Raw genomic sequence first — 12,675 nt, 5'->3', positions numbered from 1 at the left:
CCCCGGCCCTCCCCGCTCCGCCCGTCCGCGCCCCGCCCACGGGAGCCGGCCGTCCGTGCCACCGGGTCGCCCCGACCCGATCGCCCGGAGCGCCCGCCCCGGAGCACCCACTGCGGGGCGCCCCCTCCGCCCCGCCCCGATCACGGGCCGACTGTCCACAGGACGGCGGACCGCTCCGCGTACAGCCGTTAGTGTGGGCCTCCGTCCGAGACGCACCCCCACGCCCCCCGCGGGCGACCCCGGCCGGAGGGCCCGTAGCTCGATGTCCTCAACTCCTGAGTTTCCGCGACACGTCGTCACCGCCGTGCTCGTCACCCACGACGGCGCCCGCTGGCTGCCCGACGCCCTCGCCGGGCTGTTGGCCCAGGAGCGCCCCGTGCAGAACGCGGTCGCGGCCGACACCGGCAGCGCCGACGACTCGGCGCAGCTCGTCGCCGACGCCATCGGAGCCGACCGCGTCCTGCACCTCGCGCGCCGCACCGGCTTCGGCGCCGCCGTCGAGGAGGCCGCCCACACCGCGCCCGTGCTCGGACCCGAGGACCTGCCCTACCTGAAGCGCCCCAGCGGCTGGGATCCCGTCAGCCGCACCTGGAACGACGAGGCGTACGACCTCCCGGACCTCCCGCACGGCGAACCGGTCCAGTGGCTCTGGCTCCTCCACGACGACTGCGCCCCCGAGCCCGGCGCCCTCGCCGAACTCCTGCGCGTCGCCGACGCCGACCCCGACGCCGCGGTCATCGGCCCCAAGCTCCGCGGCTGGTACGACAGGAAGCAGCTCCTCGAAGTCGGCGTCAGCATCGCCCGCAGCGGACGCCGCTGGACCGGACTCGACCGCCGCGAGCAGGACCAGGGCCAGCACGACCAGGTGCGCTCCGTCCTGTCCGTCTCCACCGCCGGCATGCTGGTCCGCCGCGACGCCTTCGAGGAACTCGGCGGCTTCGACCGACGCCTCCCCCTGATGCGCGACGACGTCGACCTGTGCTGGCGCGCCCATGCCGCCGGCTTCCGCGTCCTCGTCGCCCCCGACGCCGTCCTGCGGCACGCCGAGGCGTCCGCCCGCGAGCGCCGCAGCGTCGACTGCGCGGGGCGCACCGCCGCCAACCCGCACCGCGTCGACAAGGCCGGTGCCGTCCACACCCTCCTCGCCAACACCCGGGGCCGTGCCCTCCCCTACGTCTTCCTGAGGCTCGTCCTCAGCACCCTGCTCCGCACCCTCGGCTACCTCGTCGGCAAGGCCCCCGGGCAAGCGGTGGACGAGGTCATGGGCCTCCTCGTCACCCTGCTGCGCCCCGAGAAGATCCTTGCCGCCCGCAAGCGCCGGAAGAACCCCGCCGTCCCCGCGGGCGAACTCCGCCCGCTCTTCCCGCCGCCGGGCGCCACCCTCCGCGCCACCGTCGAGCAGGTCGCCTCCCACTTCGGCAGCAGCGATACCGACACCGGCGGTTCCCGCCACGGCGTCGTCGAGTCCGGCCCCGGCGACGAGGACGCCGACTACCTGGAGGTCGAGCAGTTCGCCCGGCTCAAGAAGATCGCCAGCAAGCCCGGTCCGGTCCTCTTCGCCCTGCTCCTCCTCGTCTCCCTGGTCGCCTGCCGGAACCTCTTCGCCGGCGGTTCGCTCGCCGGCGGTGCCCTGCTCCCCGCCCCGGACACCGTCTCCGGACTCTGGTCGCGGTACGCCGACGCCTGGCACCCCATCGGCGCCGGAGGCACCCAGGGTGCCCCGCCCTACCTCGCCGTCCTGGCCGTGCTCTCCGCGCTGTTCCTCGGCTCCACCTCCACCGCGCTGACCCTGTTGCTGGTCTGCTCGGTCCCCCTGGCCGGCTTCACCGCGTACTTCGCCGCCCGCGGCATCGTCGAGTCCCGACTGCTGCGGGCCTGGGGCGCCATCGCGTACGCGTTCCTGCCCGCCGCCACCGGTGCCCTCGCCGCCGGCCGGCTCGGCACCGCCGTCCTCGCGATCCTGCTGCCGCTGATCGCCCGTGCGGCCGTCGCCGCCCACGGCTTCAACCGACCAGACCGGGGCAGCTGGCGCGCCACCTGGGCGTACGCCTTCCTGCTCACCTTCGCGATGGCGTTCACCCCGGTCGTCTGGCCGCTCGCCGTGCTCCTCGGCCTGGGCGTGCTCGCCGTGCGCAGGGACGACATCACGGCGTACGGGCTCCGCTTCCTGGCCGCCGTCGGCACCCCGCTGCTGGTCCTCGCGCCCTGGTCGATCGACCTCCTCACCGACCCCGGCGCCTTCCTGCGCGAGGCCGGCCTCGACGTCCGCACGGGCACGGCGAGCGCACTCGAACTGCTGGGCACCAGCCCCGGCGGGCCCGGCACCCTCGGCGGCCTCCTGTTCATCGGCCTCGTCCTCGCCGCCCTCGCCGGACTCCTGCGCGAGGAGCGCGCGTTCGCCGTCCGTGCGGCCTGGGTCGCGGCCCTCGCCGGACTCCTCTTCGCCGCCCTCAGCAACGGCGCGGGCGGCACCGGCTGGGCCGGACCCGCCACCCTCGTCTACGGCGCCGCCCTGATCGCCGCCGGAACCATCGGCGCCGAGGGCGGTCGCACCCGCGTCGCCGCCCACGGCTTCGGCTGGCGACAGCCCGTCGCCGCCCTGATCGCCCTCGGCTGTGCCCTCGGCCCTGCCGTCGCCGCCGTCGGCTGGATGATCGGCGGCGCCGACGGCCCGCTGACCCGCCGGGACCCGGTCCAGGTCCCGGCCTTCGTCGCCGAAGAGAGCGGCACCCGCGACCAGCCCCGCACCCTCGTCCTCGGCGGCAGCGCGCCCGGCAAGGTCGCCTACACCCTGGTCCGCGGCTCCGGTGCCCGGCTCGGCGACGCCGAGCTGACCGCCGGTGCCGAAGCGGACCCCCGCCTCGACGAGGTGGTGGCCCGACTCGTCGCCGGTTCCGGCGCCGACCAGACCCAGGAGCTCAGCGGCTACGCCATCCGTTACGTCCTGGTGCGGGACGGGGCGCCGCGCCAGATGAGCCGGGTCCTCGACGCCACCCCCGGGCTCAGCCGGCTGAGCCAGCTCGACGGCAGCGCGCTCTGGCGCGTCGACCGCGAGATCGCCCGGATCATGATCGTTCCGCCGGTCGCCAAGGGCGCCGCACCGGACGGGGCCGAGGTCGCCGCTCCGGTCGCCGTCGCCGCCGGCCCCGTCGAAGCGCACACCGACGTCCCGGCCGGCCCCGCCGGTCGCGTCCTGCGCCTCGCCGACCGCGCCGCCGACGGCTGGACCGCCACCCTCGACGGCAAGGAACTGAAGAGCACCACCGTCGACGGCTGGGCGCAGGGCTTCGAACTCCCCGTCCAGGGGGGCCGCCTCGACCTCGAGTACGAGGCACCGCTCACCCACACCGCATGGATCTGGGCCCAGGCCGGTCTCGCCGTCGTGCTGCTCGTCCTCGCCCTGCCCGGTCGCCGCCGCCAGATCGACGACGACCTGCCGGAGGAGGAGCTCTCGATCCCCGCCCAGGCGACCGAGGGCGACGGCCGTCGTGCCCGCCGGCTGCGCGCCGCCGCGGAGGCGGAGGCCGCCGGTGCCCCCGAGTTCCCGCCGGGCGAACCGGCCCCGATCCCGGAGCAGCCCTCCCACGAGCCCCGGGACCCGGATCGGGAGGCGGACGGCGGATACGCCCCGGCCTACGAGCCGGCCCCGCAGCAGCCCCAGGACGGGACGTACGCCGACCAGGACTACTACCGGGACTACGCCGCTGACCCCTACCAGCAGCAGCCCTACGCGTACCCCCAGCACGGCTACGAACAGCAGCCCTACCCGGAGCAGGGCTACGAGCAGGTGCAGCAGTACGACCAACAGCAGTACGACCGGTCCCAGCAGTACGACCGGTACGGCTACGACTACGGGTACCCCCAGGGCCACGAGACCGAGCAGCGTCCCGACGGGAGCAGCAACCAGTGAAGCGCACGACCCTCTCCCTGATCGCGGGCGCCACGGCCCTCGCCGCCGTCACCGGTTTCGCGACCCTCACCGCTCCGGACGGCACCGCAGCCCCCGGGGCGACGGCCACCACCCGTCTGCCGGTGGAACGCGTCGGCCTCGCCTGCCCGGTGCCCAGCACCTCGGAGGTCGCCGAGACGCTCTACACCTCGTACACCCCGACGGCGGGCAAGGAGACGGGTTCCGCGGCGGGTTCCGGCAAGACCGCGCAGCCGACGGCGCTGCTGCGCGCCGCCGTGGGGGCGACGACCTCCGACGGTGCCACCGGGAGCGGCAAGAAGCCCAAGGAGCCCAAGGTCCCGGCCACCGTGACCGCCCCCGGAAAGCCCGTCACGGTCCAGGTCGACGGCGGTGCCGCGCCCGCCCTCATCGGCACGGCCACCGGCACCCTCGCCCCCGGCTGGACCGTCCAGCAGACCAGCATGGTCCCGGCCGGTGGCGCACGCGGTCTCCGCGGCCTCGCCTGTGGAGCCCCCGACACCGACTTCTGGTTCCCGGCCGCCTCCACGGCCAAGGAGCGCCAGGACTACCTCCACCTCACCAACCCGGACGACACCGCAGCCGTCGTCGACATCGAGCTGTACGGCCCCGAGGGCGTCCTCAAGTCCCAGTTCACCGAGGGCATCCCGGTCCCCGCCCGCTCCACCGTCCCGGTCCTCCTCTCCACCCTCACCAAAGAGGCGGCACAGCGGGACGTCACCGTCCACGTCAGCACCCGCAGCGGACGGGTCAGTGCCGCCGTCGCCGTCGCCGACGACAAGCTCGGCAGCGACTGGCTCGCCGCCGCGACCGACCCGGCGAGCAGCGCCGTGCTCCCCGGCATCCCGGCCGACGCCGCCTCGGTGCGCCTGGTGGTCTTCGCCCCCGGCGAGGACGATGCCGACCTCAAGGTCCAGTTGGTCACCCCGACCGGGACGATCGTGCCGGCGGGGGCCGACTCCCTGCACGTGAAGTCCGGCATGACGGCTGCCGTCGACCTGCCCGAGCTCACGCGCGGCGCGGTGGGCTCCTTGCTGCTCACCCCGAGCGACCCGAAGAAGGCGACTCCGGTCGTGGCGGCGCTCCAGGTCGTCCGGGGCAAGGGCGAGAAGACCGAGATCGCGTTCGTCCCGGCGACCGCCGCCGTCTCCGCGCGGGCGACGGTCGCGGACAACCGCGCCAAGGCGTCGACCCTCTCGTTGACCGCTCCGGGGGCCGACGCCCAGGTCAAGGTCACGGCCTCGGCCGGCTCCGGGGCGGGCACGCCGGTGTCCAAGACGGTCACCGTCAAGGCGGGCACGACGACGGTCCTGCCCGACCTGGTGCCCGCGGGGCTCAGGGGTTCCTACGCGTTGACCGTCGAGCCGGTCTCCGGGGGCAAGGTGTACGCGGCGCGGACGCTCGCCGTTCCTGAGGACGGCATCCCGATGTTCACCGTCCAGACCTTCGTCGACGACCGCGGCACGGTCCAGCTCCCGACCGCCCACCAGGACCTCGGCGTACTCGGCTGAGGTGCGGCCCGGGCCCGCGCCGACCGGAGCGTCGGGCCCGCCGGGTGACCGGATCCGTTCGTACTAGTCCTGTCCGTACCGGGGATCGACCGATTCGGGGGAGAGGCCGAGGAGTTCCGCAACCTGTTCCACGACCACCTCGTGGACCAGCAGGGCCCGTTCGTCCCGGCTCTTCGAACGCAGCTCGACCGGCCGCCGGTAGACGACCACCCGGGCCGGCTCGTTCTTCTCCGCCGGGACCGAGCCGCCCAGCGGCACGGTCTCGCCCGACACCGCCGGCGGCACCTCCATCACCATGAAGTCGACGTCCGCCAACTGCGGCCAGCGCCGTTCGAGCCGCTCCACCGAGTCGAGGACCAGGTCACGAAAGGTGTCGGACCGGCTCGCGGAGAGCGGTACCTGCGGCGGAGCGACCGGCCCCCGCATCCCGCGGCCGTGCCGGTCTCGGCGACGGACCCGCGGCTCCGTCGGGGGCTCCGTGGGACGGTGCGAAGGACTCGGCGGCACAGGACTTTCCATCACTGACGCAGCGTAACCCCCATCCGTCCCACCGCACCGTGGCGCATCCTCGCCACCTTTCCCCGCGCGCCCGCGCCCCCGCCCCCCGCCTTGTCGAAACCTGAACGTTCCGGCCAACCGGGTGCTCGATTCGACCGGCAGCGACGATCGGCCATCTGGCCCTGCTTGACCGGATTTGCATCCCAAGGTGTCCGAATACCCCCCTACCCCCACCCCCCTGTCCTCCCTCCTCCGCAGGTCAGAACGGCCACCGCGCGAGGGTGTGTGGTGGAGGTCACATCGCGACACGGTGGAGTGACCTGAGGAAGAGTCGTCGCGGCCCGCTCAAGAGTGCGGTACCGTCCAACGTCGTGAGCCCTGTACGTCGCTGTTCGCGCACTGCGTGCGGCCGCCCTGCCGTCGCGACACTGACGTACGTCTATGCCGACTCGACTGCGGTCCTCGGCCCGCTCGCCACCTACGCCGAGCCCCACTGCTACGACCTGTGCGCCGAGCACAGCGAGCGCCTCACCGCACCCCGCGGCTGGGAAGTGGTGCGGCTCACCGACGGATCCGCCCCCACCCGCCCCAGCGGCGACGACCTCGAAGCGTTGGCCAACGCGGTGCGGGAGGCGGCACGCCCCCACGAGCGCAGGGCCGAAGCCGGCGGCAAGGGCGGCAGCGGACGCGGCGGCGACCCCATGGAGGTCGGGCGCCGCGGCCACCTGAGGGTGCTGCGGTCCCCCGACAACTGACGGCAACCGGCCACCCGTCACGGACCTCCGGGTCCGCGCCTCCGGTCTGCGGGTAGCTTTGGCGTTCCGTACACGCGCCGCACACGCGTGCCGAGAACTCAGGAGGGTGGATCCGTGACCGTCGATCTGTCGCAGATCGTGAAGGCGTACGACATCCGCGGAGTGGTACCCGACCAGTGGGACGAGACGCTCAGTGAGCTCTTCGGCGCGGCCTTCGTCCGGGTGACGGAGGCGGACGCGATCGTCGTCGGCCATGACATGCGCCCCTCGTCGCCGGGCCTCGCGACCGCCTTCGCACGCGGCGCGGCCCGCCTCGGCGCCGACGTCACCCTCATCGGGCTCTGCTCCACGGACCAGCTGTACTTCGCCTCCGGAAGCCTCGGCCTGCCCGGCGCCATGTTCACGGCCTCCCACAACCCGGCCCAGTACAACGGCATCAAGATGTGCCGTGCCGGCGCCGCACCCGTGGGCCAGGACACCGGCCTCGCCGACATCCGCGCCCTCGCGCAGCAGTGGTCGGAGACGGGCGCCCCGGAGGCCGCGACGCGGACGGGCACGATCAGCGAGCGCGACACCCTGGCGGACTACGCCGCACACCTGAAGTCCCTGGTCGACCTCACCACGATCCGCCCCCTGAAGGTCGTCGTCGACGCGGGCAACGGCATGGGCGGCCACACCGTCCCCACCGTGCTCGGGGGACTCCCGCTCGACGTCGTCCCGATGTACTTCGAGCTCGACGGCACCTTCCCGAACCACGAGGCCAACCCGCTCGACCCGAAGAACATCGTCGACCTCCAGGCCCGCGTCCGCGCCGAGGGCGCCGACCTCGGCCTCGCCTTCGACGGCGACGCCGACCGCTGCTTCGTCGTCGACGAGCGCGGCGAGCCGGTTTCCCCGTCCGCGATCACGGCCCTCGTCGCCGCACGCGAGCTGGCCAAGAACCCCGGCGGAACGATCATCCACAACCTGATCACCTCCTGGTCCGTGCCCGAGGTCGTCCGCGAGCAGGGCGGCCAGCCGGTCCGTACCCGGGTCGGCCACTCCTTCATCAAGGAGGAGATGGCGAAGACCGGAGCGATCTTCGGCGGCGAACACTCCGCGCACTACTACTTCAAGGACTTCTGGAACGCGGACACGGGCATGCTCGCCGCGCTCCACGTCCTCGCGGCCCTCGGCGGCCAGGAGGGCACCCTGTCCGACCTGGTCTCCTCCTACGACCGGTACGCCTCCTCGGGCGAGATCAACTCGACCGTCGCCGACCAGGCGGCGAGCACCGCCAAGGTCAAGGCGGCGTACGCGGACGAGGACGGCGTCGCCTTCGACGAGCTCGACGGCCTCACGGCGACGGCGGAGGACTGGTGGTTCAACCTCCGCGCCTCCAACACGGAGCCGCTGCTCCGCCTCAACGTCGAGGCCCGGGACGAGGCCACCATGGCCAAGGTCCGCGATGCGGTCCTCGCCCTGGTCCGGGCCACCGACTGACCCCGCCCACCTGCCGGGGAACGGGGGCGCCCCCCGTTCCCCGGCGGTAGGCTGACCTGGCCCTATCCATTTGTTCGAAGGGAAACCCCCCATGCCGCTCGAAGCCGGCCTCCTGGAGATCCTGGCCTGCCCGGCCTGTCACGCTCCGCTGAACGACCGCACGGCGGACGAGACCCCCGAACTGATCTGCAGCAGCCCCGACTGCGGCCTCGCCTACCCGGTCCGCGACGGCATTCCGGTCCTGCTCACGGACGAGGCCCGCCGCCCGGCCTAGGCCACCCGCAGCACCGGCGAGCCCCCGGAGGCCCCGGGAGGTCCACGCGTCCGCGGCCCCGCCGGTACGAGCCCCTCCGGAGGCGCGACCGCCCCGGACGGGCACCCCATGAGAAGCCCCGGAGCTCCGGGCCCTCGGGGGGGACGGACGGGAACGGAACGGCCCGGGCGCACACCACCAGGACCCGCTCCTCCCGCGAACGCCCCGCCCGACACCGCACCACAGGGACCCCGCTCCGACGACCGGAGGCACCGCACATGCTCGACGAGACCCTCCTCGACGCCCCGGACGACCTCGCCCTGGCTGACCGCCGCGGCCTTCTGCGCGGCGCCGCCGAAGCCGGCGCACGGGTTCGGACCGCAGCCCGCCACGCCGCCGAAGCCGGCATCGCCGACCTCCGCCCGGAAGGTCGCCCCCGTGCGGTCCTCGTCGCGGGGCCCGGCACCGCCGCCGCAGCCGTCGCGGACCTGATCGGCGCACTCGGCGGAAGCTCGGCCCCCGTCGCACGACTCCAGCCGACCGGCGTCGCCCCCGCGGCGGGTGCGCTCCGCTGGGCCCTGCCGGGCTGGGCGGGCTCCGTCGACCTGCTGCTACTCCCGACCACCGACGGTTCGGAGCCCGGCCTCGCCCTCCTCGCGGAGCAGGCCTATCGCCGCGGCATCACCGTCGTCGCCGTCGCCCCCAAGGCTTCCCCGCTCGCCGAAACGGTCAACGGCTCGCACGGCCTGTTCGTCCCGATGTCGATCGCCCCGAACGAAGCCCCCGACGAGTACGCCGAGAGCATCGCGGCCAGCCCGGGCGCACTCTGGGCCCTGTTCACCCCGCTGCTCGCGCTGCTGGACCGCGTCGGCCTCATCGAGGCACCACCGGAGGCACTGGAGAAGGTCGCCGATCGCCTCGACCACACGGCCGAGCGCTGCGGGCCGGCCATCGCCACGTACAGCAACCCGGCGAAGACCCTCGCCGCCGAGCTCGCGGACACGCTCCCGCTGATCTGGACCGAAGGCTACGCAGCGGGCCCGGCCGGCCGCCGCTTCGCCGCCGTGCTCGCCGAACTCGCCGGCCTCCCCGCACTCGCCGCGGAACTCCCGGAGGCGCTACCGGCACACGGAGTCCTCCTCGCCGGCGACTACGCGGCCGGCGCCGACCCGGACGACTTCTTCCGCGACCGCGTGGAAGAACCGCAAGCCCTCCGCGCACGCGTGGTCCTGCTCCGCGACCGTCCGGCGGGCGGTTTGACCGCCGCCCCGGCCGCCCGCGAACTCGCCCTCGGCCACGAAACGGCCATCAGCGAGCTCGAACCGGAGGAGGGCAGCGACCTGGAGAGCCTCGCCGAACTGCTCGCGGTCACCGACTTCGCAGCCGTCTACCTGGCCCTGGCCACCCAGGCCCGCACCGCCCGCTAGGGGCACACCGGAGCTCCGCAACCCCACCAGGGTGCCCCTTCTCCGACCAACGTCCCACCCACTTCACGGGCACCCGCCCCCTCAAGGACCCCCACGGGCACCCCGTCCACCACCCCGTCACCCGTTCGCCCACCGCCCCGTCACCCGTCCGTCATCCGACCCCTGTCACCTGTCTCCCGACACTCCGTACCATCCGTCACCACCCCGAGGAGCTGGCAGGCACCATGGACCGCCTCGTCAACACCGTCCGCCCCTACGCCTGGGGGTCCACGACGGCCATCCCGGAACTGCTCGGAACCGCCCCCACCGGCGAGCCCCAGGCCGAGATGTGGATGGGCGCCCATCCCGGAGCCCCCTCCCGCACCGGGCGCGGCCCGCTGAACGAACTCATCGCCGCCGACCCCGTACGCGAACTCGGCGAGCACACCGTCGAGAAGTTCGGCCCGCAGCTCCCCTTCCTGCTGAAACTGCTGGCCGCGGGCGCCCCGCTCTCCCTCCAGGTCCACCCCGACCTGGCCCAGGCCAAGGCCGGGCACGCGGCCGAAGAGGCCGCCGGCATCCCGGTCGACGCCCCACAGCGCACCTACAAGGACGCCAACCACAAGCCCGAGCTGATCTGTGCCCTCACTCCTTTCGAGGGCCTGTGCGGCTTCCGGCCCCCGACCGAAGCCGCCGACCTCATCGCGGCCCTCCGGGTCGACTCCCTCAAGCCCTATGTGGACCTCCTCCACGCCCACCCCGAAGAGGCCGCGCTCCGCGAGGTCCTCACGGCCCTGCTCACCGCCGATCACGCGGAGACGGCGCACACCGTCGCCGAGGCCGCCGCCGCCGCCGAGGAGCTCGGCGGAGCCCACGCGCCGTACGCGACCCTCGCCCACCACTACCCGAGCGACCCCGGCGTCATCGCGGCCATGCTGCTCCACCACGTCCGGCTGCAGCCCGGCGAAGCCCTCTACCTCGGCGCCGGCGTCCCGCACGCCTACATCGAGGGACTCGGCGTCGAGATCATGGCCAACTCCGACAACGTGCTGCGCTGTGGCCTCACCCCGAAGCACGTCGACGTTCCCGAACTCCTCCGGATCGTCCGCTTCGAACCGGTGATCGACCCCGGCGTCCTGCGTCCCGAGGCCTCGCCCTCCGGCGAGGAGGTCTACGAGACCCCGATCGACGAGTTCCGCCTCTCCCGCTTCGTCCGTGCCGAGGGCGCCGCCCCGACCGACCTCACCGCCCCCACCCCCCAGATCCTGTTGGCCGTCGCCGGCCGCCCGACAGCGGGCGGGGCTCCCCTCGGACCCGGCGAGTCCGTCTTCGTACCGGCGGGCGAGACCATCGAACTGACCGGAGCGGGAACGGTCTTTCGCGCGACCGTCGTGGCCTGATGCGAGAATGACCGGCCGAACCGCGGCGATCGAGCCGGAGCACCGACGAAGGGAACCCACACACCCATGAGCGCGTCAGGCGGGACCAAGGCGATCGTGGCGGCCCTCGCCGCCAACCTCGCGATCGCCGTAGCCAAGTTCGTGGCCTTCCTCTTCAGCGGTTCGTCCTCGATGCTCGCCGAGAGCGTGCACTCCGTCGCCGATTCCGGGAACCAGGGCCTCCTGCTCCTCGGGGGCAAGAAGGCCCAGCGCGAGGCCACCCCGCAGCACCCCTTCGGCTACGGGCGCGAGCGCTACATCTACGCCTTCCTCGTCTCCATCGTGCTCTTCTCCGTCGGCGGCATGTTCGCCGTCTACGAGGGCTACGAGAAGATCAAGCACCCGCACGAGATCGAGGCCTGGTACTGGCCGGTCGGCGTCCTCCTCTTCGCGGTCGTCGCCGAGGGCTTCTCCTTCCGCACCGCCATCAAGGAGTCGAACGAGATCCGCGGCGGCCTGTCCTGGAAGGACTTCATCCGCCGGGCCAAGGCCCCCGAGCTCCCGGTCGTCCTCCTGGAGGACTTCGGCGCCCTCGTCGGCCTCGTCCTCGCCCTCGGCGGCGTCGGCCTGGCCCTGCTCACCGGCAACGGAGTCTGGGACGGCATCGGCACCCTCTGCATCGGCGTCCTGCTCATCCTGATCGCGATCGTGCTGGCCGCCGAGACCAAGTCGCTGCTGCTCGGCGAGTCCGCCGGCGTCGACCAGGTCAAGAAGATCGAGGCCGCCGTCGTCGACGGCGAGACCGTCACCCGCCTGATCCACATGCGCACGCTCCACTTGGGTCCCGAAGAGCTCCTCGTCGCGGCCAAGGTCGCCGTTCAGCACGACGACACGGCCACCGAGGTCGCGAACGCCATCAACGCGGCCGAGGAGCGCATCCGCGCCGCCGTTCCGATCGCCCGGGTCATCTACCTGGAGCCCGACATCTACAGCGAGACGGCCGCCTCGGCGGGCCGGAACCCGGCCAAGGCGCCGGGCGGCCCCGACCACTGACCGGGGCGCGGACCGGGACCCCTCGGAGCCGCACGTCTCGATCTCCCGTCCCGGCTCACCTCCCCCCGCGACTCGATGTGGACTGTGGCCTCCGCGCCGACCGGTGTAGATTCGTGACCAGCCAGACGTCGCTGCTGATGGCGGTCGGGCGGTCCACGGATCGTCCGAGGGAGAGAGGGCCTCCGACGACGGCACCGAGGAAGCGCCCGGGCATTCCTATGTCCGGGGACCGCACCCCCGGTGTCAGGCACCTCAACCGACCCTTGCACTCGCAGACACGAGGAGCAGCCCAGTCATGACGACTGTCACCCACCACGACTTCAAGGTCGCCGATCTGTCCCTGGCCGCGTTCGGCCGCAAGGAGATCACGCTGGCCGAGCACGAGATGCCCGGTCTGATGTCGATCCGCC

10 protein-coding genes are annotated in these 12,675 nt (G+C 73.5%); 9 read left to right on the top strand and 1 reads right to left on the bottom strand.

Going from position 1 to position 12,675, the window contains the following annotated elements; all coding sequences use genetic code 11:
* Positions 1-262 precede the first annotated feature (262 nt).
* Positions 263-3,910 carry a glycosyltransferase gene (locus ACFW2Y_RS29870; RefSeq protein WP_384885364.1) on the top strand — a complete coding sequence of 1,216 codons (3,648 nt, stop codon included), beginning with the start codon at positions 263-265 and terminating at the stop codon, positions 3,908-3,910.
* Positions 3,907-5,439: a DUF5719 family protein gene (locus ACFW2Y_RS29865; RefSeq protein WP_384885363.1), complete on the top strand. Its 1,533-nt coding sequence runs from the start codon at positions 3,907-3,909 to the stop codon at positions 5,437-5,439. Before ACFW2Y_RS29870 ends, ACFW2Y_RS29865 begins: the two co-directional genes overlap by 4 nt.
* 63 nt (positions 5,440-5,502) lie before the next feature.
* Here the strand turns inward: ACFW2Y_RS29865 and ACFW2Y_RS29860 are convergent, their stop codons facing one another.
* Positions 5,503-5,958: a metallopeptidase family protein gene (locus ACFW2Y_RS29860; protein ID WP_384885361.1), complete on the bottom strand. Its 456-nt coding sequence runs from the start codon at positions 5,956-5,958 to the stop codon at positions 5,503-5,505.
* A gap of 299 nt (positions 5,959-6,257) precedes the next feature.
* On the opposite strand from ACFW2Y_RS29860, the gene ACFW2Y_RS29855 reads away from it, so the two are divergent.
* From ACFW2Y_RS29855 to ACFW2Y_RS29825, 7 genes are all read left to right on the top strand, one after another.
* Entirely contained in the window at positions 6,258-6,692 is a 435-nt protein-coding gene (locus ACFW2Y_RS29855; RefSeq protein ID WP_384885368.1) for a DUF3499 domain-containing protein, read from the top strand.
* Between the two features lie 114 nt (positions 6,693-6,806).
* Positions 6,807-8,174, top strand: coding sequence for a phosphomannomutase/phosphoglucomutase (locus tag ACFW2Y_RS29850; protein WP_384885360.1), 1,368 nt, complete (start codon positions 6,807-6,809; stop codon positions 8,172-8,174).
* 91 nt (positions 8,175-8,265) lie between these two features.
* Entirely contained in the window at positions 8,266-8,448 is a 183-nt protein-coding gene (locus tag ACFW2Y_RS29845) for a Trm112 family protein (RefSeq protein ID WP_384885358.1), read from the top strand.
* A 257-nt stretch (positions 8,449-8,705) separates the two neighbouring features.
* Positions 8,706-9,854: an SIS domain-containing protein gene (locus ACFW2Y_RS29840; protein WP_384885357.1), complete on the top strand. Its 1,149-nt coding sequence runs from the start codon at positions 8,706-8,708 to the stop codon at positions 9,852-9,854.
* Between the two features lie 224 nt (positions 9,855-10,078).
* On the top strand, positions 10,079-11,233 hold the full coding sequence (gene manA / locus ACFW2Y_RS29835; RefSeq protein WP_384885355.1) for a mannose-6-phosphate isomerase, class I: 1,155 nt from the start codon (positions 10,079-10,081) through the stop codon (positions 11,231-11,233).
* A gap of 66 nt (positions 11,234-11,299) precedes the next feature.
* Positions 11,300-12,265 carry a cation diffusion facilitator family transporter gene (locus ACFW2Y_RS29830; protein WP_384885353.1) on the top strand — a complete coding sequence of 322 codons (966 nt, stop codon included), beginning with the start codon at positions 11,300-11,302 and terminating at the stop codon, positions 12,263-12,265.
* Between the two features lie 295 nt (positions 12,266-12,560).
* On the top strand, positions 12,561-12,675 hold a 115-nt coding region (locus ACFW2Y_RS29825), incomplete at its 3' end, for an adenosylhomocysteinase (RefSeq protein WP_384885366.1).

It is taken from the genome of Streptomyces sp. NPDC058877, from assembly GCF_042742855.1.
Lineage (GTDB): Bacteria > Actinomycetota > Actinomycetes > Streptomycetales > Streptomycetaceae > Streptomyces.
Note: the sequence above shows the minus strand (reverse complement) of the source record. Positions and strands in the feature narration are given on the sequence as shown.